The sequence below is a fragment of the Providencia sp. PROV141 genome (assembly GCF_028481645.1).
GTDB lineage: Bacteria > Pseudomonadota > Gammaproteobacteria > Enterobacterales > Enterobacteriaceae > Providencia > Providencia rettgeri.
The window spans coordinates 1-26,794 of record NZ_JAMPPR010000037.1 but is presented as its reverse complement, the minus strand read 5'-3'; the positions used below and the strand labels follow the sequence as shown (position 1 = coordinate 26,794).

At 43.3% G+C, this 26,794-nt stretch carries 19 protein-coding genes; 7 read left to right on the top strand and 12 right to left on the bottom strand.

The features are described 5' to 3' along the window. Positions 1-7 precede the first annotated feature (7 nt). From agaF to PSF09_RS19825, 5 genes are all read left to right on the top strand, one after another. Entirely contained in the window at positions 8-439 is a 432-nt protein-coding gene (gene agaF / locus PSF09_RS19845) for a PTS galactosamine/N-acetylgalactosamine transporter subunit IIA (RefSeq protein WP_272684391.1), read from the top strand. Then, positions 436-1,608, top strand: a complete 1,173-nt coding sequence (nagA, locus tag PSF09_RS19840) for an N-acetylglucosamine-6-phosphate deacetylase (RefSeq protein ID WP_272684390.1) — start codon at positions 436-438, stop codon at positions 1,606-1,608. The genes agaF and nagA overlap by 4 nt, the downstream gene beginning before the upstream one ends. 37 nt (positions 1,609-1,645) lie before the next feature. Next, a complete protein-coding gene (kduI, locus tag PSF09_RS19835; RefSeq protein WP_272684389.1) occupies positions 1,646-2,476 on the top strand; it encodes a 5-dehydro-4-deoxy-D-glucuronate isomerase in 831 nt (276 codons plus the stop codon). 67 nt (positions 2,477-2,543) lie between these two features. Next, on the top strand, positions 2,544-3,299 hold the full coding sequence (gene kduD / locus PSF09_RS19830) for a 2-dehydro-3-deoxy-D-gluconate 5-dehydrogenase KduD (protein WP_272684388.1): 756 nt from the start codon (positions 2,544-2,546) through the stop codon (positions 3,297-3,299). A 17-nt stretch (positions 3,300-3,316) separates the two neighbouring features. Beyond that, a complete protein-coding gene (locus PSF09_RS19825) occupies positions 3,317-4,384 on the top strand; it encodes a glycoside hydrolase family 88/105 protein (protein WP_272684387.1) in 1,068 nt (355 codons plus the stop codon). 199 nt (positions 4,385-4,583) lie between these two features. Here the strand turns inward: PSF09_RS19825 and ltrA are convergent, their stop codons facing one another. The 3 genes from ltrA to PSF09_RS19810 all read right to left on the bottom strand — a co-directional run bounded on the left by ltrA (position 4,584) and on the right by PSF09_RS19810 (position 9,042). After that, the gene (gene ltrA, locus PSF09_RS19820; RefSeq protein ID WP_272684386.1) at positions 4,584-5,972 is read right to left on the bottom strand and encodes a group II intron reverse transcriptase/maturase; all 1,389 of its coding nucleotides are present in this window, start codon (positions 5,970-5,972) and stop codon (positions 4,584-4,586) included. 666 nt (positions 5,973-6,638) lie between these two features. Further along, positions 6,639-7,358 carry an oligogalacturonate-specific porin KdgM family protein gene (locus tag PSF09_RS19815; RefSeq protein WP_115166432.1) on the bottom strand — a complete coding sequence of 240 codons (720 nt, stop codon included), beginning with the start codon at positions 7,356-7,358 and terminating at the stop codon, positions 6,639-6,641. Between the two features lie 124 nt (positions 7,359-7,482). After that, positions 7,483-9,042, bottom strand: a complete 1,560-nt coding sequence (locus PSF09_RS19810) for a sulfatase-like hydrolase/transferase (protein ID WP_272666535.1) — start codon at positions 9,040-9,042, stop codon at positions 7,483-7,485. 904 nt (positions 9,043-9,946) lie between these two features. Here PSF09_RS19810 and pepT point away from each other — a divergent pair. Further along, entirely contained in the window at positions 9,947-11,200 is a 1,254-nt protein-coding gene (gene pepT / locus PSF09_RS19805) for a peptidase T (protein WP_272684385.1), read from the top strand. Next, positions 11,197-12,570, top strand: coding sequence for a C4-dicarboxylate transporter DcuC (gene dcuC, locus PSF09_RS19800; RefSeq protein ID WP_272666533.1), 1,374 nt, complete (start codon positions 11,197-11,199; stop codon positions 12,568-12,570). The genes pepT and dcuC overlap by 4 nt, the downstream gene beginning before the upstream one ends. 64 nt (positions 12,571-12,634) lie before the next feature. Here dcuC and PSF09_RS19795 read toward each other — a convergent pair whose 3' ends face one another. The 9 genes from PSF09_RS19795 to secE form a co-directional block, all read right to left on the bottom strand. Beyond that, the gene (locus PSF09_RS19795; RefSeq protein WP_210840412.1) at positions 12,635-13,588 is read right to left on the bottom strand and encodes a VWA domain-containing protein; all 954 of its coding nucleotides are present in this window, start codon (positions 13,586-13,588) and stop codon (positions 12,635-12,637) included. 385 nt (positions 13,589-13,973) lie between these two features. Continuing rightward, a complete protein-coding gene (gene rpoC, locus PSF09_RS19790; RefSeq protein ID WP_004265876.1) occupies positions 13,974-18,197 on the bottom strand; it encodes a DNA-directed RNA polymerase subunit beta' in 4,224 nt (1,407 codons plus the stop codon). A 108-nt stretch (positions 18,198-18,305) separates the two neighbouring features. After that, positions 18,306-22,334 carry a DNA-directed RNA polymerase subunit beta gene (gene rpoB, locus PSF09_RS19785; protein WP_210839816.1) on the bottom strand — a complete coding sequence of 1,343 codons (4,029 nt, stop codon included), beginning with the start codon at positions 22,332-22,334 and terminating at the stop codon, positions 18,306-18,308. 358 nt (positions 22,335-22,692) lie between these two features. Further along, positions 22,693-23,058: a 50S ribosomal protein L7/L12 gene (gene rplL / locus PSF09_RS19780; protein WP_102140204.1), complete on the bottom strand. Its 366-nt coding sequence runs from the start codon at positions 23,056-23,058 to the stop codon at positions 22,693-22,695. 60 nt (positions 23,059-23,118) lie between these two features. After that, positions 23,119-23,616, bottom strand: a complete 498-nt coding sequence (gene rplJ / locus PSF09_RS19775) for a 50S ribosomal protein L10 (protein ID WP_102140205.1) — start codon at positions 23,614-23,616, stop codon at positions 23,119-23,121. Positions 23,617-23,940: 324 nt separating this feature from the next. Further along, positions 23,941-24,642, bottom strand: a complete 702-nt coding sequence (rplA, locus tag PSF09_RS19770; protein WP_272666532.1) for a 50S ribosomal protein L1 — start codon at positions 24,640-24,642, stop codon at positions 23,941-23,943. A 4-nt stretch (positions 24,643-24,646) separates the two neighbouring features. Then, positions 24,647-25,075 (bottom strand): 50S ribosomal protein L11, encoded by a 429-nt coding sequence (gene rplK, locus PSF09_RS19765; RefSeq protein ID WP_004264379.1) that lies wholly within the window; start codon positions 25,073-25,075, stop codon positions 24,647-24,649. Between the two features lie 158 nt (positions 25,076-25,233). Next, positions 25,234-25,779 carry a transcription termination/antitermination protein NusG gene (gene nusG / locus PSF09_RS19760; protein ID WP_004264378.1) on the bottom strand — a complete coding sequence of 182 codons (546 nt, stop codon included), beginning with the start codon at positions 25,777-25,779 and terminating at the stop codon, positions 25,234-25,236. Further along, the gene (secE, locus tag PSF09_RS19755; protein WP_004265885.1) at positions 25,780-26,166 is read right to left on the bottom strand and encodes a preprotein translocase subunit SecE; all 387 of its coding nucleotides are present in this window, start codon (positions 26,164-26,166) and stop codon (positions 25,780-25,782) included. Positions 26,167-26,794 lie beyond the last annotated feature (628 nt).

Sequence of the window (26,794 nt, the reverse complement as noted above, 5' to 3'; positions counted from 1 at the left end):
GTTATAAATGATTGGTTTGATTGTTTCTGGGCACATTAATTTTGCGAGCGGTATGGCTTCCGCCGTCAAAGCCATCGCAGGTGAACAGGAAAATATGGTGTTTATTGATTTTGTTGAAACCCTTTCTCCCGACGAATTGGAACAACAAATGCGAGCAGCAATGGACACCATGAATTGTGAACAAGTACTTTTTCTTACCGACCTTCCTGGTGGAACCCCTTGTAACCGCGCCATGGCAATTATGATGGAAGATAAATCCGTTGAAGTTTTAGCTGGAGTTAATTTGCCGATGATTGTCAATGCGGCATTGGAACGTGAAGGCGTTGATGCGAAAGAACTTCTTTCTATCTTACAGGATATTGGTACTAGCAGTATCCAAGACCTACGTCAGCAGCTGGCTATGATATCAGAGCCTGAATTTGAAGAAGATGGCCTATGAAACAGCAATATGCCATTTTAGCGGATCGCACCTTTACTCCTGAAGGAATTCGCTATCAGCAGTATGTTCGAGTGTGCAACGGTGTTATACAGGAAATTACGGATACTGCTCCCGAACACTGCCCTGTTATCCGTCTTGAAGACCGCTCCTTACTACCGGGGTTTGTTGATATCCATATTCATGGGCGTGCTGGTGCAGACGTCATGGATGCAAGCCAACAAGGGTTGCAAACCATTGCTGATGCATTAGTCAAAACCGGCGTTGCGGCTTGGGTGGGAACCACCGTCACCGCACCAATGAATGATATTAAACGCGCACTAACCCAAGTGTGTGAATTTATCACCAAGCCGCAAACATCAGGAGCCCAATTAGTCGGCAGTTTTTTAGAAGGCCCTTACTTCACTGAACGTCATCGAGGCTCACATCCTGTTAAGTACTTAAAATCGCCGACCATTCATGAATTAGAAGACCTTATGCAATGTGCTAATCACACACTTTTGCGTGTTGCAGTTGCACCTGAAGCTGAAGGCGCCATTGAGGCTATTGATTGGTTAGTACAACACGGTATTAAAACCAGTGTTGCACATACCGCCGCCGATTTCATGCAAACCAGTCTTGCATTTTCCCAAGGAGCAGATTGTGGTGTGCATCTTTATAACGGGATGACCGGTTTACACCATAGAGAACCTGGTTGCTGTGGCGCAGTGTTGTACCACGATGTTCTTGCGGAACTGATTGCCGATGGCATTCATGTTCACCCCGTCATGATGCAGCTAGCGTATCGAATGAAAGGTTATCAGCGGCTCGCTTTAATCACAGATTGTATGCGAGCTGGCGGCCTACCAGATGGTGATTATGCCCTTGGTGCACAAACAGTAAAAGTCACGCAAGGGCAAGCTCGCACAGCCGATGGCTCTCTTGCGGGCAGTACATGTAGCCTTGATAACGCATTGCGCAATATGGTGCAACTCGCTCATGTTCCTGAGTGGGAAGCCGTACAAATGGCCACATCGGTCCCCGCTCAATACCTTGGAATTGATGACCAATTTGGCTACATCCGAGTTGGGGCTCAAGCTAGTTTTGCCGTTGTTGATAATAATTTTTATCTAACAGACACATTCATCAGAGGTGAACACGTTCACTCTGTATTCGGGGATACCGACCATTAAGGTTGGTTACCTATCAGTAAATCATGAGGTATTTATAATGGAAATTCGTCAACCAATTCACAGCGAGCATGCAAAAACACTTGATACTGAAGGCTTACGCAAACAGTTCCTGATCGAGAACTTGTTCCGTGAAGGGGAAATGAATCTCACTTATAGCCATATCGATCGCATTATTGTGGGTGGCATTGTCCCAACACAAAAGCCACTCACTCTTATGGCAGGAAAAGCATTAGGCGTTGAGTTCTTTCTTGAGCGTCGTGAACTGGGTGCAATTAATATTGGGGGCACAGGTCAAGTTATCGTTGACGGCGAAACCTATGATATCGCACCAAAAGAAGCTATTTATATTGGTATGGGTGCTAAATCTGTCGAGTTTATCAGTAACGATGCCGTTACCCCTGCACGTTTTTACATCAACAGTGCTCCTGCACACCATACCTATCCAACACGCAAAATTACTATCGAACAAGCTTCACCAGAAAAATTGGGTAATGTTGAAAATTGTAACGTTCGAACCATTTATAAATTCTTACACCCATCTATTTTACCAACCTGCCAATTATCAATGGGCATGACAGTACTCGAACCCGGTAGCTTATGGAATACCATGCCATGCCATACCCATGAGCGCCGTATGGAAGTGTATCTGTATTTCAATATGCAAGAAGACAACGTTGTTTTCCATTATATGGGCGAGCCTTCGGAAACCCGCCATATTGTTGTTCGTAATGAACAAGCCGTCATTAGCCCAAGCTGGTCTATTCACTCAGGCGTGGGAACTGCGGCTTATACATTTATATGGGGAATGGTTGGGGAAAACCAGGTATTCCACGATATGGACCATGTCGCGATGAAAGATCTGAAATAACCTTTTTATCTTTTTAACATAATAAAAAACGATGTGGCAGTACTGTCACATCGTAAGTGAGGCACAGATGAACTTATTTGATTTAACAGGAAAAGTTGCGATTGTCACTGGATGTAATACCGGTTTAGGTCAAGGGATGGCAATTGGTTTAGCCCAAGCTGGCGCGGATATTGTTGGGGTTGGTATTCAAGATGCCCCTGAAACACGTGCTCAAGTTGAAGCTTTAGGCCGTAAATTTCACTATATTATCATGAATTTAATGGAACAAGATGGGTTACAAACTTTGGTTGATGATGCAGTATCCGCCATGGGCCATGTTGATATCCTTGTCAATAATGCGGGCATTATTCGCCGTGAAGACTTATTAGAGTTTAGTGAAAAAGATTGGGACGATGTGATTAATATTAATCAAAAAACCTTATTCTTTTTATCTCAACGCGTTGCACGCCAATTTGTGAAGCAAGGTAATGGCGGGAAAATTATTAATATTGCATCAATGCTCTCATTCCAAGGTGGTATTCGGGTTCCATCTTACACAGCAAGTAAGTCCGCTGTCATGGGGCTCACTCGTGCTCTTGCTACTGAGCTTTCCCAATACAACATTAATGTGAATGCAATCGCCCCAGGTTACATGGCAACAGACAACACAGCAGCACTACGCGCTGATGCAGACCGCAATGCGGCTATCTTAGAGCGCATTCCTGCGGGTCGCTGGGGAACACCTGGGGATTTAGCAGGACCAGCCATCTTTTTAGCCTCCAAAGCAAGCGACTATATTAATGGTTATACCATTGCCGTTGATGGTGGCTGGTTAGCTCGCTAATCCATCTGGAGAAAATAATGGAACAATCATCATTACCAAAACCATTACAACGTAATACGGTTTTAGATGATATGAAACGGGTTTATCGTTATCAATCAAAAAACCAAGTACGCAGTGTACTTCGTCGTAGTGGCAAAACCCGTTTTATCAAAGATACGGACTGGGAACGTGGTGTTCTGTGGTCTTGTGTTGCGGCTGCATGGCAGGCAACACAAGATAACGAATATCTTGCTGGTGTATTGGATTACACATTACATACTGGATTTCGCACAGGGCCTAACCCACGCTTTGCCGATGACCACGTCTGCACCCAAGCCTATTTAGCTGTGAGTTCACAATTTGATCATCCAGAAGTTCTTGAGCCCACTATTAACGCATTCAACCTTATGTTAGCAGAGCCAAAACTAGGTCGAGAGGACTGGTGGTGGTGTGATGCACTTTTCATGGCCCCCCCGGCTTTTGCCGCATTATCAACTAAAACGAATGACGCTCGTTATTTCGATTACATGCATACCGCTTATTGGGATGCGATAGAACATTTGCGTGATCCTGAAACTGGCTTAATTTATCGCGATTATCGTTATATTCCTGATGGTAAAGGTGGTGAATTGCGTGAAAAAAATGGTGAGAAAGTATTTTGGAGTCGAGGCATTGGTTGGGTCATTGCATCTATCCCTCGTATCTTACAATCTTTACCTAATGATTTCCCTGCCCGCCAGCAATATGTAAATTTATTTACGGAGCTAATGGAAACTGTCATTCAATACCAGCAAGAAGATGGCTTCTGGCGTACCAGTTTACTTGACCCGCAAAACTTCCCCTCACCCGAAAGTAGCGCCACCGCATTATTTTGCTATGGCTTAGCATGGGGGTTAAACCAAGGTTTACTGGAAGAAACGCGTTATCTGCCTTTACTCGAAAAATCATGGCGTGCACTACAAAACTGTATTCACCCTAACGGCATGTTAGGTTGGGTGCAGCTTCCGGCGTTCAATCCGCGAGATGTCAAGTATGAACATAATATGGATTATGGGGCAGGAGCCTATTTGTTAGCAGCAAGTGAAGTTATTCAACTCAAAATTTAATTCATTACAACCCGATTTACCATTGCTCAAGTTGTCATTTCATTACTTTCTTTTGGCCAATTTATTGGCCATTTTTCTTGCTTTTTTTCCGTGTTTCTTCCTCCCTTCTCTTTAAAAATAGGCATCGAGTAGGAGACGGGATCACTCCCGTCGTCCTCTCACACCACCGTACGTACGGTTCCGTATACGGAGGTTCATGTTAACACTGGAACTGCCGTTGTTGTTCCAACAATGATAGTAAGCCTGCCCTACGTAACATCGCGACTTTTATCGCTTGGTTCATATGGCTAGCTCCCGAGTTCCACCACGCTCCTCGTTGGTTGCACGCTGAACTCCAGGCTCGTTCCTCACTTAAACCTGCCAACATTAACTTCTTTGCTCGCGTGTAAGGCCGTTTCCATTGCCGCCATAGCAAGCAACGGAGTTTCCTGTTGATCCAACTGTCTATTTCTCCTAATACACCTTTCACTTGCGTGTATCTAAAATAGCTGATCCAACCTCTGAGGATCGGTGTCAGTTCCTCAATGACCCGTTTGATTGACTTCGAGTTATGCCCCGTGGTCAGGCTGCGGATTTTCTCCTTTAGCCTTTCTACGCTCGTGTTTGACACTTTCAGTCGAACAACTTTGTGCCGTGTCACACTGTACCCTAAGAACTTCCGTTCCCAAGGTTGCGCCACTGCACTTTTCTTTTCGTTTACCGTCAGTTTTAACGTTTTCGCTAAATACTCACTGATATCCTTAAGCAGATGTTCTCCCGCTTTACGGCTGCTAACATAGATATTGCAGTCGTCCGCATAGCGACAAAATGCGTGTCCACGTCGCTCCAGCTCTTTATCCAACTCGTCCAACAAGATATTTGAGAGCAGCGGTGACAATGGCCCGCCTTGCGGCATGCCCTGTTCACGTTTTATCCTCTCTGTTTTGTCGACCATCTCCGCTTCAAGGTATCGACGTATCAACCTCAATACGTGTCTATCCTTGACCCAGCGGGCGAGTCGCGACATCAAGATATCGTGATCCACCTTGTCGAAGAACTTTTCCAGATCTATATCAACTACCCAATGTTTTCCGCTATTCATGTAGATTTGTGCTTGGCGCACTGCCTGCCATGCGTTGCGTTTCGGGCGGAAGCCATAACTGGCTTTTGAGAAGGTCGAGTCAACCATTGGACTCAGTTTCTGCGCGATCGCTTGTTGGATCAGTCTATCTACCACTGTCGGGATCCCCAATGTTCTCACTCCACCATCTGGCTTTGCGATGTCCATTTTACGGATTGCCCGAGGGAGGTAACTCCCTGTCATTAAGGCGCTTTTGATGCTTGCCCAGTTTGTTTTCAGCCATGGCTTCAACTCACGCACACTGAGGTTATCTACCCCTGCTGCACCTTTGTTTTCTACTACGCGCTGATAGGCGAGCATCATATTGGCTCTCTCTATCACCGTTTCCATTGTCAACGGCACTTCCGCTTTCGTTTTCCCACTGACCGCCGTGTCGATTTCAGCACCACGAGGCAGCTCTGGCGAATACTGTCCGCTATCCTGACCTGTGGCGGCAATCATTTGCCCTTGTGCATCATTAATCGGCATCGAGTATCAATGTCCTAATTGCGGTTAAACATGTTCAGCCCTTCATGCTGTCGGTTAGCTAGCACTACTACGGCGTCGGCTGACTTCTGTCATTGCATCCCAACACCTCTCGATGTTGGTAGCACGGCGGCACAATGGCAGATCTCCCGAGGTAATTCGCGCGACTTTCCTGCCTATGTCTGTCGGCTGTACGTCACAGCGTTCCGTATAAGTATTGGGCGTTGACGATAATTGCCGCCTTACCCCGCTGCGCCGCCTGAACCGCTTCCTGTTCGTCAGACCTGCATTTTGCTTTCAGCTTCCTTCAGATTTCACCTCGCGGTGAACACCCTTGCCGTTCAGCTAACACTTCCCCTTATCGGGCGTGTAGAGGACTTTCACCTCCAAGTCGCCTGTTAGCCACCACAGTCAACAGACAGCGCCAATCAAGGCGCTACGCGCCATGCTCGGCGCACAATAAAAAAAACCCACGATAATTCGTGGGTCAGACTGCCGACAAACATATTGTGTTTGGCGGCAAGTCTAATAGGTTTTGAAAATAAACTAGGAAAATCAATTTATTGATTTTCGTCTGATAACACAAAGCGGGAAAAACCACGCTTTTATCCCGCTTTGTCAACAACCTAACCCACGATAATTCGTGGGTGTATTTAATAGAAAACGATATTACCAAGTATATTGAATACCTACACGGAAACGTGTTTGGCGGTCACTTGAAAACCTATTTTCTTTCACATTACCCACTTCAACAAATGGGCGCCATAAAGCACCATCATCCGCTTTAATGTCATAACGAAGGCGAACGTTGTGTTGATAATCGAATTTCTTATCATTATAAAGAGGTTGAGCGTTGTCAGCCATTTCCCACATTAAATCTAATTGATATTGCAAATCTAAGTTACCCCATTTGTAACCTATCCAGCTATCAAACTCCTGGATTTTAGAATGGTAATTACTGCCGTTTTCCCCAGCTTGACCATAATCCCATACTTTCCATTTATAACGGCCTTGCAAACGAATACCATTATCGAATGTATAATTTAAACGGACATAAGGCACATAAACTAAACCTAATTTATCAAAATCAAGAGAAGCACCGACAAGTCCCACTAAATTTGGGTTCAACTTTGTATAATAAAAAGCTGAAAATTCTGAACCATCAATTTTCATTGCATCATAGGCACCATCTTTATTCCCATAACGTGCATCAAGTTCAAATCCAATATTTTTTCCTGTATCCAAGAAAGCTTTAATTCTATCTCCACTTTTCCCTGATGCGTCTAAATATTGGTGACGGTATTCAATTGTGGTTTTATAGTTATTTGCGAGAGCAGATTGTGATGAAATTGCAAATAACACTGCACTAGCAATAATTAATCTTTTCATTATCTTTATTCCAAAGCTGTGTGCTATTTAAGCACGAGGATAGTGATTCCCTGTTTTATTAGAGAATAATAATTTCATTATTTTTAGTTATTACCGCCTAATTAATTAGGCGGCAAAAAATAATTTATTTAACTTCACACGCTGAAACTTTCTTATTTAATTTATTTGTTGTTGCCGTAATAAACTCTGTTGGTCTCCAAGAGTCACCGGTTTTTTCTAACCACGGTATGAGCTCATCTTTAATTAATTTATCAATAATTGGCTTGTTTTCATCTGCCACATTTTTCATTTGATAAGGGTCATTCACATTATCATAAAGCGTATATTTCAGTGGCTGTCCATCTTGGCGATCAATAACCAGTGTATGCGTTTTCGTTCTCACTCCGCGTTTACCAAACGAAGGTTCACCATATGGAATAAATAAGTAAAGTTGAGAATTGGCAACATCGCCCTCACCAGTGATTACACGTTCAGCTAAGTTACTCCCTTCAACTGAGCCGGGAATCCATTGCTCTAACCCTAATAAACCGAGAATCGTTGGGTAGATATCCGGTGCTGACATTAATGCATCATCTTGCCCCGGTTTAATTTTACCCGGTAACCGAAACATCATCGGAACACGCATTGATTCATCATAAGGGTTATTTTTTGTCGGCTGCCCATTTGCACCAAGACAACTACCATGATCAGAGAAGAAAACGACCAATGTATTATCAGCAAGTCCCTGTTTTTCAAGTTCATCAACGATACGACCAAATTGTTCATCGACGCCGTTTACCATCGCCAGATATTCTTTAAAATATTGAGGTCCATAACCTTCTTGGTATTCCACATCCCATTTAACGTTTGGCCGAGTATTTAACTCTTGCGAGGTTTTCCCTTTATAGACATCAAGATATTTTTGTGGGACTTGGTCATACGGTGAATGCGGAGGGTTCATTGAAACAACCAGTGCAAATGGCTTAGTATTATCACGGTATTGCCCATTTTTATTCTGTAAGAATTTTATGGCCATATCCGCTTCGTGCTCTGGTCCCCATTGGTCGATATAAATAGGTTTTTCTCGTGGTGTATTATTGGCCCAATACATCGGTTTCATATGCAAATCATATGTGCCATAGGAGTACCAAAAATCAAAGCCATGGCGGCGGTTTGGTGCAGCCCATTCATTCCAATAACGCCCTTCCATCGGATTGTTATAGCTTTCAATGAAAGGTGCATATGGCGCATCTAAATGCCATTTACCAATATAACCCGTGCTGTAATCCAATGATTTCAAAACATCAGACCAACAATTAGCGTAAGGTGATAAATCAATCCCTACCTTCCCACCATAATCGTGTGCGTTGCCTGTAATACCGTTACGTACAGGATATTGCCCAGTCATAAACATGCCACGAAATGGAGAACATAGTGGGTAATTGGATGCCATTTGTGTCATGACTTTTGATTGTTTGGCAAACTTATTTAAATTAGGGGTAATTGACGGGTCTTCTCCCATAAATTGTAACGCATGGGTACGCATCTCATCGGGGAATACTATCAATAAGTTAGGGGAGTTATCGGGCCGATAAGGCTTAATATTTGAAGGTTTTCCATCACTGGCTAAAATGGGACTAGAAACCGACATTGCTGCACCGCTGGCTGCTAATCCTTTTATAAAGGTTCTGCGCGAAACAGTCATTGCTTCATCCTCTTTTTGTTTACGTTTTCTTTCGTTTCTGGTTAACACATATTATTTATACTTTTACATAAGATCAAAAAGTAAGTGATCGAAAATACCAAAATTCAAGTAGAGATCACAAAAAGTAAGCAATTCATCGAAAACAAGTCGATTACCTCGCTGTAAAAAGATGATGACAACTTAGAAAAAATAACCATAATCAAATGATTTTTAATCAAAAAAAATAATTTAGAGATACTGAACACAAAAGTGGAATTTTGCTTTGAAATTACATAGCAAGGGGTAGTTAAACAGTCGATAGTAAATCTTCATTTGCTTTCAAAGAAGGATAGGTAGAGGCAATGTGAAACGATACAAAAAAAATTTTTATCACTACCCTATAAAAATCAACCAATATAAGGGGCATTATAAAATTTATTCAATTATCTAAATGAAAGATAAAGAAATAAAATGTCAAAATATGATTTTAAGCATTCATTCCATCTACCTTTCTATTAATGTTGTTAAATTAAAATTGTTTTTATTTTTAGAATAAATTATCTTTTAATTATCCAACAAAAATATATATTAATTAAATTTAAGATAGAGCAAGTTTAATACTAGGTGTTAAATAAAATATACATTGTGAAAGAATATTATCACGTATCAATATCAATAATTTAACAATGTAAAGTTAGGAAAAATAAGGTAGGAATAAAGTCGCTCATTTTAATTCATTATACGAATAATGCCACTATTAATTATCAATTTTATATTCTCACTAGCATTTCTTAGAAAAACTCAACAGGTCTGATATTCAGAATATCTTTAGTTGTGATACAAGAATAATACTGTGAAATGAAATTACAGTCACAGATATAACTAATGTAAAACGCATTCTATAAGATGCTGGGGAATTAACAGAATGAATATTGTTGAGCGGTTTATTTCTTACACCAAAATTAACACCACCACTGATAGGGAAAAGGGCGCGGCAGGGATTATGCCATCCTCAGAAGGGCAACGTGTCCTTGCGAAACAACTGGTTCAGGAGCTAGAAGCTCTGGGCGTTGAAGATATTAAACTGCGTGACACTGCCATTGTCACTGCAACGTTACCTTCCAACCTTGATTATGATGTCCCAACCGTCGCTTTCTTTGGCCACTTAGACACTAGTGCAGAACAAACTAATGATACTAAAGCGCAAATCTTGCCATACACCGGTGAAGATTTATGCATGAATAAAGAGCTTAATATTTATCTACGCAAGGGTGAATTCCCTGAATTGGTGAATTACATTGGTGATGACATTATTGTCACTGATGGAACCAGCCTATTAGGTGCTGACGATAAAGCGGCAATTGCCTCTATCATGGATATGCTGCAATACTTTAAGCAAAACCCAGAAATCAAGCACGGAACCATTAAAATTGGTTTTGTTCCGGACGAAGAACAAGGCCTCCGTGGCGCAAAAGTCTTTGATGTTAAAGAGTTTGGAGCAGATTTTGCTTACACCTTAGACTGCTGCGGTATTGGTGAACTTGTGTATGAAAACTGGAATGCGGGTGATGCCGAAATCATCTTTACGGGTAAATCAGCTCATCCAATGTCTGCAAAAGGCAAACTCGTTAATTCATTATTAATGGCGCAAAAATTTATTGCCATGTTACCGGGCGGTGAAGCACCTGAATATACAGATGGTCGCGAAGGCTATTATTGGGTGAAACAAATGTCAGGTAATAGCGCTCGTACCGTGTTAAAAATGGACGTTCGCGATTTTACCGAAGATGGCTATCGCAAACGTATGGCTTTTTTAAAACAATTAGCAGAAAGCTGTGAAAGTCTCTGGGGCAGCGAAAGTGTTGTTTGTAAGCTATCAGATCGCTATTCTAACGTTTACAACAGCCTACAAGGTGATAACCGTTACCCTATTGATATTGCTGTTGACGCCTACCAAGCTTGTGGTATTACACCAAAAGTCATTCCTATGCGTGGTGGCTATGATGGAGCCGCATTATCACAAAATGGGTTACCTTGCCCTAACATCTTCACAGGTGCACATAACTTCCATTCAATCTATGAATATCTACCTGTTAAGTCCCTACACGCCGCCAGCGATGTATTAAAACAAGTGGTACAAATCACCGCAGAACGCTTCAAACCAGGAGCTAAAGCATGATCCCAATTCTAACGGTTCTGATTATCGTTGTTTTGGTTGCGCGGTTTATTTTGAAGGGATACAAAGCTGAGCCAGTATTATTAATTGCTGGCTTAGTATTGATGATATTCACCCTAGCCCTTGGCTGGGGGCCTATTCTCCCTAAAAATGTCGCCACCACCGGTATCACTTGGCTCGATCCATTTGAAGTCATGCGAGATTTATTCAGTAGCCGTGCAGCAGATCTCGGTTTAATGATCATGGCATTGATGGGCTTTGCGCACTATATGGACCATATCGGTGCCAATGAAGCGGTAGTACGTGTTGCAACCAAGCCACTGAAAAATATGCGTTCACCTTATGTACTACTATTTTTCTCTTTCTTGTTGGCGAGTATATTGCAATTAGCCATTCCATCAGCAACGGGCTTAGCGGTATTGTTAATGGGTACCATGTTCCCCATTATGATAGGTTTGGGATTATCACCTGCTTCTGCGGCTGGGGTTATCGCTACATCCCTTGGTGTGGCCTATACTCCAACGGCAATTGATGCTATCCGTGGCGCAAAAGCTGTCGATATGTCTGTTGTTGAATATGTACTTTACTATCAAGGCCCTGCCGCGTTAGCCACTGTATTGGTAGTCGGTATTACCCATATTTTCTGGCAACGTCATTGTGACCGTAAGCAAGGCTTCGTGCCTGAAATTGGTAAAGCTGTTCAGTCCCATGAAAAAGAAGAAATGACTAAATCCGTTCCTGGATATTATGCACTTCTTCCTATGTTACCCATTATTATGGCAGTAGGAACATCCAATCTGTTCTTTTCCGGTATTCACTTAGATGTTGTGACTATCGTACTGATTGCGATGGCAATTTGTATGGTGATTGAAACACTTCGCGTACGTAATTTCAAAACGGTTTGTAATGGCTTCCAAACATTTTTAAATGGTATGGGTCATGCATTCAGTAATGTAGTTGGCTTATTGGTTGCTGCTGGTGTGTTCGCTCATGGTATTAAAGTCAGTGGAGCAATTGACCAACTGATTTTAGGCGCTGAGTCCGTCGGCTTGCCACCATTTGCCATGGCGATTGTATTTGCATTAGTGACCCTTGCTGCAGCCATTATTATGGGTTCAGGTAATGCACCATTCCTTGCATTCGTTGAGTTAATTCCACAAATTGCGCATAGCATGGGCGTTAACCCAATTGCCATGATCCTACCAATGCAACAAGCTTCACACATGGGTCGAGGTATGTCACCAGTCGCGGGGGTTATTATTGCCGTATCGAGTGGGGCAAAACTGCAACCTTTTGATGTCGTGAAACGAACCGCTGTACCATTGATGGTCGGGTTTGTCGCGCACTGTGCAATTATTGGTATTTTTTATTAACCACGAAACTTATCAATAATAATTACAAAGCGGGAATATTTTCCCGCTTTTATTTTTTATAACATTAATGCTGACACTGGCACGAATCATCATGTTTCGTATCTGAGTCTATTGGGCAACAAGAGTTGATTGTTTTATTGATGATATCGGACAATGTATTTACTGTATTAATAATTAATGGCAAGTTGTCACACACCGCATCACAATTTAATAAGCCTTTATCGGGTTTTACTGGTGGTGTTAAGCTGTCACACAATATTTCCTGTAAAACCAAGGAGAAATTTGCAATCCCTGTGGTGTAAATATACGCACGCCCGTCGGTTTCTTTGGCTAGCCGTTCGTACTCTCTCGTCACGTTATCTCTATCAGCAAGAGTTGGGAAACGATCTAGATTGGTTGGGCTATCATCTGGTGTACCTTGGTAGGTATATACTTTAATTCCTCTTTCTTGAGCCACCGATATGGCTTCATTATTTTTAGCAATCGCAGCACGAGTGAGAATTCCCCCACCACCTTCCATTCCTTCATCACCCAATACAAAAATAGCTCTACGGGCATCATCACGCCAATCAAAATGTTTACTAATATCAATAACCGCGCGACATAAATCCTCTTTATTTCCAGCGTGATCTCGCCCGTCGGGTTCTTTAAACGGCAATCTAGCTTGTAGATCCCTTTCGTTCGTACCTATCTTAATTAAATATTCACTGGCAGATTGGTCAAACCTTGTGTTTGCCCAATTCCCTTCTATACCTAAAAATGTCGCTCTAAGATGGGATGGACACTTCGCTGATGCCGCTTCAATCGTCGCATCAATCTGTTTACTTAAATCCCCTGCTTCATCAGCCATTGAACCACTGGTATCGATAACAACAACTAAATCTAACGCAATTTGCCCGTTTCCAGTGACTATCTGAGATGTATTCATTACCCCTAATGAATTTGATAATAACCCATGATAAGCCGAAAGATTGGCTTGATTTGTATCAACCTGTTCATTTGTCTTTTTTTTGTCCATCGTATATTCCTTTTATTTATTCCTATTAAATAATTTGAAAGTGATTTTTATATTATTATTTTTTATTACCGTTTACTTTTTAACCCGGCAAATTATTATTACGTTTTTTCACTGACCGATATATTTTAAAAATAGAAATACGTATTACATATTCAGATAAGCTTAAGAAAAAAAAGGGTTTATTGATAAACTCAAATTAGAAAAATAAAAATTAATTTAAACAATAATTAATATATAAATATATTTATTTTTAGCCATATATTTGTTTCATAGAAATCAATTTATCATTTTATTAGATATAAAAAAGCCAGCACCTTTTAGATATAAAAAAGCCAGCACCTTTCGGTACTGGCTTCTGTCAGGAATTTTGCAGTGAAATCAGAAACTAGTTCTGGTTGTCGCTGCTAAAACCTGCATTTAACAGCTCAGCTAAGTTCGCTGTTGCTTCGTCTGCACTGACTTGTGGTGCATCCACAACATCGTTCAGATGACGGCGACGGATACGGTCTTGGTGATACGCAAAACCAGTACCTGCTGGGATCAGACGTCCAACAATTACGTTTTCTTTCAGACCGCGCAGTTCATCACGTTTACCTGCAACTGCTGCTTCAGTCAGTACGCGTGTCGTTTCTTGGAACGATGCTGCTGAGATAAAGGATTCTGTTGCCAGAGATGCCTTCGTAATACCCAACAGGTCGCGAGCAAAGTTCGCTGGAATTTTGCCTTCTTGTTCCAGTTTACGGTTAGAAACTTTAACACGTGAGTACTCGACTTGTTCACCTTCGAGGAATTCAGAACTTCCTGCATCCGCGATAGTGACTTTACGCAGCATCTGACGAACGATAACTTCAATGTGTTTATCGTTAATCTTAACGCCTTGTAAGCGGTAAACTTCCTGAACCTCGTTAGTGATATAACGCGTAACAGCATGGACACCACGCAGACGCAGAATATCATGTGGAGATTCTGGACCATCTGAAACCACGTCACCGCGTTCAACGATCTCACCTTCGAACACGTTGAGCTGACGCCATTTAGGGATCATCTCTTCGTACGGATCGCTACCATCTAATGGCGTGATAACCAGACGACGTTTCCCTTTGGTTTCTTTACCAAACGAGATAATACCGCTGATTTCAGCCAAGATCGCAGGCTCTTTCGGACGACGTGCTTCAAACAAGTCAGCTACGCGTGGTAGACCACCCGTGATATCTTTCGTACCCACAGATTCTTGTGGAATACGCGCTAAGGTATCACCCGCATTGATAGCAACGCCATCGTCTAACTGAACAATTGCTTTACCCGGTAAGAAGTACTGAGTTGGCATGTCTGTGTTAGGGATCAGAACATCGTTACCATTTGCGTCAATAACACGTAGAGCAGGACGCAGGTCTTTACCACCACTGGTACGTTCCGCAGTATCCAGAACAACGATTGAGGACAGACCAGTTAACTCATCAGTCTGACGCGTCATTGTTTGACCATCAAGCATGTCAGAGAAGCTGATGAAACCAGAAACTTCACTGACGACTGGCATGGTATGTGGATCCCAGTTCGCAACAGTTTCACCGCCCGTTACAGCCTCGCCATCACCTTTGGTTAAGTGCGCACCGTAAGGGACTTTGTAGCTTTCTTTCGTACGACCGAATTCGTCAATCAGACGCAATTCTGTATTACGTGAAGTAATAACCAGTTTGCCTTCTGTGTTAGTAACGAATTTCGCGTTAACCAGCTTCAGAGTACCTGTGTTACGGACTTGAATACTAGATTCTGCCGCCGCACGAGATGCCGCACCCCCGATGTGGAACGTACGCATCGTTAACTGTGTACCCGGCTCACCGATTGACTGTGCCGCGATAACCCCGATAGCTTCACCTTTGTTGATGATATGACCACGAGCAAGGTCACGACCATAACAGTGAGCACACACACCGAAGTCAGTTTCACAACTTACAACTGAACGAACTTTAACGCTGTCGACGGAGTTAGCTTCTAACAGGTCACACAGTTTTTCGTGCAGTAATGTATTACGTGGAACCAGAATGTCCGCAGTACCTGGGATCAGGATATCTTCTGCAGTCACACGACCCAGTACACGCTCACGCAGTGGTTCTTTAACGTCGCCACCCTCGATAACCGGAGTCATCAGGATACCTTCGTGAGTTCCACAGTCGTCTTCAGTTACCACCAAGTCCTGTGCAACGTCAACTAAACGACGTGTCAGATAACCGGAGTTCGCTGTTTTCAATGCGGTATCGGCAAGACCTTTACGCGCACCGTGCGTAGAAATAAAGTACTGGAGAACGTTCAGACCTTCACGGAAGTTTGCCGTGATTGGTGTTTCGATGATTGAGCCATCTGGCTTAGCCATCAGACCACGCATACCGGCTAGCTGACGAATCTGAGCTGCAGAACCACGAGCACCGGAATCGGCCATCATAAAGATACTGTTGAAAGAAACTTGTTGTTCTTCGACGCCATCACGGTTAATAACCGCTTCAGTCGACAAGTTTTCCATCATCGCTTTAGCAACACGTTCGTTTGCCGCTGCCCAGATATCGATAACTTTGTTGTAACGTTCGCCTGCTGTAACCAGACCAGACTGGAACTGTTCCTGAATTTCTGCAACTTCAGCTTCTGCTTCGGCGATAATTCCAGCTTTTTTCTCTGGAATAACCATATCATCGATACCAACTGATGCACCAGAACGTGCCGCATAGGCAAAACCGGTATACATGATTTGGTCAGCAAAAATAACAGTAGGCTTCAGGCCCAGAACACGGTAACAGGTGTTCAGCATTTTAGAGATCGCTTTTTTACCTAACGCTTGGTTAACCAATTCATAAGGCAGACCTTTCGGTACGATCATCCATAAAATTGCACGACCAACAGTGGTGTCAACTAAGCCCGTGTTGATTGTGATGTTACCTTCCGAATCTTTTACTTCTTCAGTGATACGGACTTTAACGCGGGCATGCAGCGACGCATGACCTGAACGGTAAACACGCTCAGCTTCTTTAGGACCGGCTAATACCATGCCCTCGCCTTTCGCGTTTACGCAGTCACGTGTCATGTAGTAAAGACCCAATACAACGTCCTGTGAAGGAACGATGATAGGCTCACCACTTGCAGGTGACAGGATGTTGTTGGTTGACATCATCAACGCACGTGCTTCTAACTGAGCTTCCAGAGTCAGAGGAACGTGTACCGCCATTTGGTCTCCATCGAAGTCGGCGTTATATGCCGCACAAACGAGTGGGTGCAATTGGATAGCTTTACCTTCGATAAGAATAGGTTCGAAAGCTTGGATACCCAGACGGTGAAGTGTTGGTGCACGGTTCAGCATAACTGGATGTTCACGGATAACTTCATCCAAGATATCCCAAACAACCGCTTCTTCGCGCTCAACCATTTTCTTCGCAGCTTTAATGGTTGTTGCCAGACCACGTAATTCTAATTTGCCATAGATAAATGGTTTGAATAACTCAAGAGCCATTTTCTTAGGCAGACCGCACTGATGCAGACGTAGGTATGGACCTACGGTGATAACAGAACGACCTGAGTAGTCAACACGCTTACCAAGTAAGTTCTGACGGAAACGACCTTGTTTACCTTTGATCATATCTGCCAAAGATTTCAGAGGACGTTTGTTAGAACCTGTGATTGCGCGACCACGACGACCGTTATCTAACAAGGCGTCAACCGCTTCTTGCAGCATACGTTTTTCGTTACGTACGATGATGTCTGGCGCTGCCAGATCCAGAAGGCGTTTCAGACGGTTATTACGGTTGATTACGCGACGATACAGATCGTTTAGATCTGATGTTGCGAAACGACCACCATCGAGTGGAACTAATGGACGCAGATCCGGTGGTAACACAGGTAATACGTTTAAGATCATCCACTCTGGTTTGTTACCAGATTGAATGAATGCTTCCAGCAGTTTGATACGCTTGGTCAGCTTCTTACGCTTAGTTTCAGAGTTAGTTTCGTTTAACTCTTCGCGCAGCGTTTCACACTCGTTCTCAAGATCGAGGTTTTTCAGCAGGCCTTGGATTGCTTCCGCACCCATTTTCGCATCAAATTCGTCACCGAACTCTTCCAGCGCATCTAAGTATTGCTCTTCTGTCAGAATCTGTGCACGCTCAAGGCTAGTCATACCGCCTTCGACAACTACATATGATTCAAAGTACAGAACGCGTTCGATATCACGCAGTGGCATATCAAGCAGCAAACCGATACGGGATGGCAGTGATTTTAAGAACCAAATGTGTGCAGTCGGAGAGGCAAGTTCAATGTGGCCCATGCGCTCACGACGGACTTTGGTCTGTGTAACTTCAACGCCACACTTCTCACAAATCACACCACGGTGTTTTAAACGTTTGTACTTACCGCACAGACATTCGTAGTCTTTTACTGGCCCGAAAATACGCGCACAGAAAAGACCGTCACGCTCAGGTTTGAACGTACGGTAGTTAATGGTTTCTGGCTTTTTAACTTCACCGAATGACCATGAACGGATCATATCAGGTGATGCCAGAGCAATCTTGATAGCATCAAACTCTTCGGTCTTGGTTTGCGCTTTCAGAAACTTTATTAAGTCTTTCACAAAATGCTCCTGTCGGAGTTAGACCTGTCAGGTGAGTGTTCAAAGACACTCTCCCCAAATCCCAGTGCTTACATGTGCCGGAAAGCAAGCTTTCCGGCATAAAACGAATTACTCGTCTTCCAGCTCGATGTTGATACCCAGTGAGCGGATTTCTTTCAGTAATACGTTGAAAGATTCCGGCATACCAGGTTCCATCTGATGGCTGCCATCGACGATGTTTTTATACATCTTCGTACGGCCGTTAACGTCATCCGATTTAACTGTAAGCATTTCTTGAAGAGTATAGGCTGCACCGTATGCTTCCAGTGCCCACACTTCCATCTCCCCGAAACGCTGACCACCGAACTGCGCTTTACCACCCAGCGGTTGCTGAGTAACCAAGCTATAAGAACCTGTTGAACGGGCGTGCATCTTATCGTCAACCAAGTGGTTCAGTTTCAGCATATACATGTAGCCAACAGTTACTTGACGCTCAAAACGCTCGCCAGTACGACCATCGAATAATGTAATCTGACCTGAAGTTGGCAGACCACCCAATTTCAGCAGTTCTTTGATTTCTTTCTCTTTCGCACCATCAAATACTGGTGTTGCAATTGGCATACCTTTTTTCAGGTTCTCAGCCAAACGCATAACTTCTTCGTCAGAGAAAGTGTTCAAGTCAACTTTCTGGCGTGGATCATCACCTAAATCGTATGCTTTTTGGATAAACTCACGCAGTTTGGCAACTTCTTCTTGCTGTTTAAGCATAGCATTGATTTTCTCACCAATACCTTTCGCTGCCATCCCTAAGTGGGTTTCCAAAATCTGACCGATGTTCATACGTGATGGTACGCCCAGCGGGTTCAGAACGATATCAACTGGGTTACCGTTTTCATCGTAAGGCATGTCTTCAACTGGGTTGATTTTTGAGATAACACCTTTGTTACCATGGCGACCCGCCATTTTATCACCCGGTTGGATCTGACGTTTAACAGCCAGATAAACCTTAACAATTTTCAGTACACCCGGTGCTAAGTCATCACCTTGAGTAATTTTACGACGTTTTGCATCGAGTTTTTTCTCGAACTCAGATTTCAGTTCGTCATACTGTTCAGCTAATTGCTCTAACTGGTTTTGCTTCTCTTCGTCAGCTAAAGATAACTCTAACCAACGGTCGCGAGGTAGTTTGTCCAGTTTTTCAGCTTCAATTCCGCCGTTAACCAGTACAGAACGGATACGAGCAAACAGACCTGCTTCGAAAATACGTAGCTCTTCTGTTAAGTCTTTCTTCGCATCACGTAACTGAGTTTCTTCGATCTCTAATGCACGTTTGTCTTTCTCTACGCCGTCACGGGTAAATACTTGTACGTCAATAACCGTACCAGATACACCGTTAGGAACACGTAAAGAAGAGTCTTTAACGTCTGATGCTTTTTCACCGAAGATAGCACGTAACAGTTTCTCTTCTGGCGTCAGCTGAGTTTCACCTTTAGGTGTCACTTTACCAACCAGAATATCGCCGCCTTTCACTTCCGCACCAATATACACGATACCGGATTCGTCAAGTTTAGACAGGGCAGCTTCACCAACGTTTGGAATATCTGCAGTGATTTCTTCAGGCCCTAATTTAGTGTCACGAGACACACAAGAGAGCTCTTGAATATGAATAGTTGTAAAACGGTCTTCTTGAACAACACGCTCAGAAACTAAGATGGAGTCTTCGAAGTTATAACCATTCCATGGCATGAATGCCACGCGCATGTTTTGACCAAGTGCTAATTCACCGAGGTCTGTTGAAGGACCATCCGCTAACACGTCACCACGTTCAACTGGCTCGCCTAAAGATACACAAGGCATCTGGCTAATACAGGTGTTCTGGTTAGAACGGGTATATTTAGTCAGGTTATAAATATCGATTCCAGCTTCGCCTGGGTACATCTCATCTTCGTTAACTTTGATAACGATACGAGAAGCATCAACGTACTGAACCGAACCACCACGTCTTGCAACAGCAGTAACACCAGAGTCAACCGCTACTGCACGTTCCATACCTGTACCAACTAATGGTTTGTCAGCACGCAGAGTAGGAACCGCTTGACGTTGCATGTTCGCACCCATCAATGCACGGTTGGCGTCATCGTGTTCAAGGAATGGGATCAGAGACGCACCAACAGAAACAACCTGTTGAGTCGAAACGTCCATATATTCAACCTGTTCACGGCTGAATAAGCTTGACTCACCTTTGTTACGGCAAGTGATCAGTTCTTCAACAAAGCTACCATCATCACCTAAAACGGTATTTGCCTGAGCAATGATGAAGTTACCTTCTTCAATTGCAGACAGATAATGGATTTCGTCTGTCACTAAGCCATCACGTACTAAACGGTATGGGGTTTCTAAGAAACCGTACTCATTGGTCTGTGCATAAACAGATAATGAGTTGATCAGACCGATGTTTGGACCTTCAGGCGTTTCGATTGGACAGACACGACCATAGTGAGTTGGATGAACGTCACGTACTTCGAAGCCCGCACGCTCACGAGTCAGACCACCTGGGCCTAACGCAGAGATACGACGTTTGTGCGTAATTTCAGACAGCGGGTTGTTCTGGTCCATAAATTGTGACAACTGGCTGGAACCAAAGAACTCTTTAACTGCGGCTGAAATTGGTTTCGCGTTGATCATATCTTGTGGCATTAATGCATCGAGGTCGCCCAGAGAAAGACGCTCTTTCACTGCACGCTCAACACGAACCAGACCGACACGGAATTGGTTCTCAGCCATTTCACCAACGGAACGAATACGACGGTTACCTAAGTGGTCGATATCATCCACTTCGCCTTTACCGTTACGGATATCGATGAGTTTACGCATCACCTCGATGATGTCTTCTTCACTCAAGATACCTGAACCTTCAATTTCTTCACGGTTCAGTGAACGGTTGAACTTCATACGACCTACAGCAGACAAGTCGTAACGGTCTTCAGAGAAGAACAAGTTCTCGAACAGGTTTTCAGCTGCTTCGCGGGTCGGTGGTTCACCAGGACGCATCATGCGGTAGATTTCTACTAATGCGCTCAGACGGTCGTTAGTTGGGTCGACACGAACGGTTTCAGAAATGTAAGCACCGTGATCTAAGTCATTGGTAAACAATGTTTCAATTGTTTTATGACCAGACTGGCTCAGACGTGCCAACATGTCTAAAGAAAGTTCCATGTTTGCTGCACAAATCAGCTCACCAGTACTTTCATCAATGTAATCTCTAGCAACAACTTTACCTGCGATATATTCAACAGGAACTTCGATGCTATTGACTTCTTCTTTTTCTAACTGACGAATGTGACGTGCAGTGATACGGCGGCCTTTCTCTACATAGACTTTACCGTTCGCTTCGATATCAAAAGAAGCAGTTTCACCACGTAGACGCTCAGGAACCAGCGTCATCATCAGTTTATTATCACGGATTTGGAATACTGTTTTTTCGAAGAACAGGTTTAAAATTTCTTCGGTATTGTAATCCATTGCACGCAGAATAATGGTCGCAGGTAATTTACGGCGACGGTCAATACGCACAAACAGGTTATCTTTCGGGTCAAATTCGAAATCAAGCCATGAACCACGGTAAGGGATAATACGTGCGTTATAGAGCACTTTACCTGAAGAGTGTGTTTTACCTTTATCGCTATCGAAGAATACACCTGGACTACGGTGTAACTGAGAAACGATAACACGCTCAGTACCGTTGATAACGAAAGTTCCGTTTTCAGTCATGAGTGGAATTTCACCCATGTAGACTTCTTGTTCTTTGATGTCTTTAACAGTTCCTTCCGGTGCTTCACGCTCATAAACGATGAGGCGTAATTTCACACGTAAAGGCGCAGAGTAAGTTACACCGCGAATTTGACATTCTTTAACATCAAAAACAGGCTCGCCTAAACGATAGCTGACATATTGTAATTCAGCATTACCGCTGTAGCTCTGAATTGGAAACACAGAACGGAAAGCTGCTTCCAGCCCATTCTGGCCATCTGGATCTTGCTCGATAAACTTCTGGAACGAGTCAAGTTGGATAGAAAGGAGATAAGGTATGTCCAAAACTTGTGGACGTTTACCAAAATCCTTACGAATACGTTTTTTCTCGGTATAGGAGTAAACCATTGGTTTCCTCAGCTCGTTGATCAGTGACCCAAGTGGTTAGCTCTTAGTGTAAGAGACTGAACCGCAACGCGTTTTTTATAAGAAACGGAAAATGAATACTTTCCTTAATACTCATTGCTATTACTCTTAAATCATTTCATTGTGTTGCCATGGCTACCGAGCTACCCGAGCGGGTCGTAGCGAAGAACACAGTATATTAAGTCGTCAATAGAAAGAAGTATTGGAGGGTTGTTGTTAACATTAAAACTGCGTGAAAAGCTGTTAACACCCATCACGCTTTACAGCGCAAAAAGGCTGGTGATTAAAAAATCACCAGCCGTCAGCCTAATTAGATCAGGCTGCGTTCTTGAAATTGAACTTATTTAAGTTCAACAGAAGCGCCTGCTTCTTCAAGAGCTTTCTTCAGAGTTTCAGCTTCGTCTTTGCTTGCAGCTTCTTTGATAGTCGCTGGAGCTGACTCTACCATGTCTTTAGCTTCTTTCAGGCCAAGACCGGTTGCGCCACGAACTGCTTTGATAACTGCAACTTTGTTACCGCCGATAGCAGACAGAACAACGTCGAATTCAGTTTTTTCTTCAGCAGCTTCAGCAGGACCCGCAGCAACAGCAACAGCTGCAGCAGCAGAAACGCCGAATTTTTCTTCCATCATAGTAATCAGTTCAACAACGTCCATTACAGACATTTCTGCAACTGCATCAAGGATTTGGTCTTTAGTGATAGACATAACAAGTGTTCCTAAAATTCAGAAATAGTTTATACGTTAAAAAGCAACGAAGGAAAGGGCTTATGCAGCTTCTTTCTGATCGCGCAGAGCAGCCAGAGTACGAACCAATTTGCCGGCAGCGGCTTCTTTCATGGTTGCCATCAGGCGTGCGATTGCTTCATCGTAAGTTGGGAGAGTTGCCAGACGATCGATATCTTTCGCTTGGATTAACTCACCTTCAAAGGCCGCAGCTTTAATCTCAAATGCTGGATTCGCTTTCGCGAACTCTTTGAACAGACGAGCGCCAGCGCCCGGGTGTTCGTTAGAGAAAGCAATTAAGGTTGGACCGACAAACACGTCTTTCAGTACATCGTAAGAAGTACCTTCAACAGCACGGCGAATCAGTGTGTTACGAACAACACGGATATAAACGCCAGCTTCGCGACCTGCTTTACGCAGTTCAGTCATTTTTGCTACAGTTACGCCGCGTGAATCGGCAACAACTGCAGAAAGCGCGCCTTTGGCTACTTCGCTGACTTCAGCAACAATCGCTTGTTTGTCTTGAAGATTTAGTGCCATTAGCTTCTTGCTCCTGGATTAACCGGGAAACCCCGGGACTCACATCACTCAGGTACAACATGTACTTGAGCGCTAAAACACGGTGAGCAGAATAGAATCCAGAATAAAATTCTAGGTATCTCTGTCACCGTCTACGCAGGTAAATTAAGTAGTTAATATAACCACACCTGCGGTCTTGGACGGGGTCTGGAAAGGCCAGACTCCATACCGAAATTTGTGGTTTGTTGAGCATGTTACTATACCCAACAAACTCAAGGCGTCAAATTTTATACAAATTTGACGCAAAGGTAAAGCCTAATTACCAATTAGCCGGGGCTATAGCAATTAAACTGTCGCTGACAGACCAGATTGGTCAACAGCAACACCTGCACCCATAGTGGTAGACAGGCTAACTTTCTTGATGAAAACACCTTTAGCAGAAGCTGGTTTTGCTTTTTTCAGCGCGATCAGCAGTGCTTCTAAGTTTTCTTTCAGATTGTTAGTGTCGAAATCAACTTTACCGATTGTGGTGTGGATGATTCCGTTTTTGTCATTACGGTAACGAACCTGACCTGCTTTAGCATTGTTAACTGCTTCAGCAACGTTTGGAGTTACAGTACCAACTTTCGGGTTTGGCATCAGACCACGTGGGCCCAGAACTTGACCTAATTGGCCAACAACGCGCATTGCATCTGGAGAAGCAATAACAACGTCAAAGTTCATTTCGCCCGCTTTGATTTTATCAGCCAAATCTTCCATACCTACCAGTTCAGCACCTGCAGCTTTAGCAGCTTCAGCGTTTGCGCCTTGTGCGAACACAGCAACGCGAACTGAACGGCCAGTACCGTGTGGCAGTACAGTTGCACCGCGAACGTTTTGGTCAGATTTACGAGCATCGATGCCCAGGTTGATAGCTACGTCAACGCTTTCTACGAATTTAGCAGTTGCTAATTCTTTCAGCAGTGCAACGGCTTCGTTGATATCATACTGTTTAGTTACATCAACTTTTTCACGGATATTGCGCATGCGCTTAGTCAGTTTAGCCATTGTCTTAGTCCTCCACTACCAGGCCCATGGAACGAGCAGTACCTTCAATTGAACGCATCATTGCGTCAACATCAGCACCAGTCATGTCCGCAGCTTTAGTTTCAGCGATTTCGCGAATCTGAGCAGAGGTCACTTTACCAACTTTATCTTTGTTAGGCTTGCCTGAACCAGACTTAACGCCAGCTGCTTTTTTCAGCAGAACTGCTGCAGGTGGAGTTTTGGTAACGAAAGTGAAAGAACGGTCTGCATAAACAGTAATAACAACAGGAATTGGTAAACCTTTTTCCAGGCTGTCTGTTTTTGCGTTGAACGCTTTACAGAATTCCATGATGTTAACACCTTGTTGACCCAGAGCTGGACCAACTGGTGGACTTGGGTTCGCCATACCAGCTGCAACTTGCAGCTTAACGTAGGCTTGAACTTTCTTAGCCATGATATTTCCTCTAGATGGGTGATAGCGCCTTACGGTTTGCAAGGCTCCCCGTTACATTAAACATGTCCCGCACATTAATTTGCGCCGAACATAAAAACAAAAGGCGCGAAATTGTAGTCAAATTTCACGCCTTTTGCAAGTCAGTTTTGTCGCTTAGATTAGGCTTTTTCTACCTGACCAAAATCCAATTCGACTGGAGTTGCACGACCGAAGATAGAAACAGAGACTTTTAAGCGGCTCTTTTCATAATCAATTTCTTCAACAACACCGTTAAAGTCAGCAAATGGACCTTCACTAACACGAACCATTTCACCTGGTTCAAACAGTGTTTTCGGACGTGGTTTATCACCAACTTGTTGTAAGCGGTTCATGATAGCGTCAACTTCTTTATCGCTAATTGGCGCTGGACGATCTGACGTTCCGCCAATGAACCCCATTACACGCGGTACACTACGCACTAAGTGCCAAGAGTCATCGTTCATGACCATTTGGACCAAGACATAGCCTGGGAAGAATTTACGTTCACTCTTACGGCGCTGACCGCTACGGATTTCAACAACTTCTTCTGTTGGAACCATAACTTCGCCAAAAGAATCTTCCATAGCATGTAATTTGATATGTTCACGTAAAGATTGTGCTACGCGACCTTCAAAACCAGAGAATGCCTGAATGACATACCAGCGCTTTTTAGGTGAATCGGACATTTAGAATAACCTCAGGCTTGTAATAAATGAAACTAAACGCACCAGGATACCATCTAGTCCCCACAGTATTAAAGACATTACAGCCGTTACTGCAGCAACAATTAAAGTAGTTTGTAATGTTTCCTGGCGAGTAGGCCAAATGACTTTTCTCATCTCGACGCGAGCTTCGCGTGCAAACGCCAGTGTTGCTTTACCTTTTGTAGTCCATAAAGCGACAGCACCTGCAATAGCGACAACAGCCACAACTGCAAATGCACGCAGCGCGAGATTATATTGACGGAAGTAATAATTACCAACAATAGCAATTATTAATAAGGCACAGACAATGACCCACTTGAAGATGTCTGCACTGCGTCCACTTCCTTGAGCTTCGCTATTCGCACTCATAATTCAACCTGTTACCATGAAGTATGTACATAGCCTGCTTGTTTACAAAGGTAAAACAACCAAGCCAAACCAATAGAATATGCCAACATATCCCTCAATTACTACAAACTAAGCCTGCAAAATTGAATAGGGATATCAATAACATTACCTGCGATCTAAAAGTAATTAGCCTTGTTAATGGAGGTAATTAGCGTTATTCGTTCTGCAAATATAACAAATTGCAGTAACATTTTATTTCGCAAGTACTACTTGTACGTCAGTACTATCACTTTACAAGTGCTACCCATTTCACAAGTGCTATTCCATTTTGCAGGAATTTCAGCATGCTCAGTAAATTTTTTGACTACACAAATAAGAAAATGACATTCTTTTTGTGGCAGCGGTAAAATATACCATATCTTCTGAGCAAAACCTTAATAAATCTCATATAACTGCGCAAAGGAGTCCGCACAGTTATCAATTCGTTGTTTCAGAGCCTATCTCACCAATAATTATCGAAATGATTGATGAGATAGGTTCTTAATTTTGCAACGTCTGAATTTTGCAATGTATAAAAAGGACGTCTATTAGACGCCCTTTTTTACTAAGTGGTTCTTTCTTATTCAGAAAGAGCGGTATTATGCAATGA

Bases quoted from the DNA above. Each gene is read 5' to 3' on its own strand.
- agaF (WP_272684391.1), top strand. From the start codon at position 8: ATGATTGGTTTGATTGTTTCTGGGCACATTAATTTTGCGAGCGGTATG.
- nagA (WP_272684390.1), top strand. From the start codon at position 436: ATGAAACAGCAATATGCCATTTTAGCGGATCGCACCTTTACTCCTGAA.
- kduI (WP_272684389.1), top strand. From the start codon at position 1,646: ATGGAAATTCGTCAACCAATTCACAGCGAGCATGCAAAAACACTTGAT.
- kduD (WP_272684388.1), top strand. From the start codon at position 2,544: ATGAACTTATTTGATTTAACAGGAAAAGTTGCGATTGTCACTGGATGT.
- PSF09_RS19825 (WP_272684387.1), top strand. From the start codon at position 3,317: ATGGAACAATCATCATTACCAAAACCATTACAACGTAATACGGTTTTA.
- ltrA (WP_272684386.1), bottom strand. From the start codon at position 5,972: ATGCCGATTAATGATGCACAAGGGCAAATGATTGCCGCCACAGGTCAG.
- PSF09_RS19815 (WP_115166432.1), bottom strand. From the start codon at position 7,358: ATGAAAAGATTAATTATTGCTAGTGCAGTGTTATTTGCAATTTCATCA.
- PSF09_RS19810 (WP_272666535.1), bottom strand. From the start codon at position 9,042: ATGACTGTTTCGCGCAGAACCTTTATAAAAGGATTAGCAGCCAGCGGT.
- pepT (WP_272684385.1), top strand. From the start codon at position 9,947: ATGAATATTGTTGAGCGGTTTATTTCTTACACCAAAATTAACACCACC.
- dcuC (WP_272666533.1), top strand. From the start codon at position 11,197: ATGATCCCAATTCTAACGGTTCTGATTATCGTTGTTTTGGTTGCGCGG.
- PSF09_RS19795 (WP_210840412.1), bottom strand. From the start codon at position 13,588: ATGGACAAAAAAAAGACAAATGAACAGGTTGATACAAATCAAGCCAAT.
- rpoB (WP_210839816.1), bottom strand. From the start codon at position 22,334: ATGGTTTACTCCTATACCGAGAAAAAACGTATTCGTAAGGATTTTGGT.
- rplL (WP_102140204.1), bottom strand. From the start codon at position 23,058: ATGTCTATCACTAAAGACCAAATCCTTGATGCAGTTGCAGAAATGTCT.
- rplJ (WP_102140205.1), bottom strand. From the start codon at position 23,616: ATGGCACTAAATCTTCAAGACAAACAAGCGATTGTTGCTGAAGTCAGC.
- rplA (WP_272666532.1), bottom strand. From the start codon at position 24,642: ATGGCTAAACTGACTAAGCGCATGCGCAATATCCGTGAAAAAGTTGAT.
- rplK (WP_004264379.1), bottom strand. From the start codon at position 25,075: ATGGCTAAGAAAGTTCAAGCCTACGTTAAGCTGCAAGTTGCAGCTGGT.
- nusG (WP_004264378.1), bottom strand. From the start codon at position 25,779: ATGTCCGATTCACCTAAAAAGCGCTGGTATGTCATTCAGGCATTCTCT.
- secE (WP_004265885.1), bottom strand. From the start codon at position 26,166: ATGAGTGCGAATAGCGAAGCTCAAGGAAGTGGACGCAGTGCAGACATC.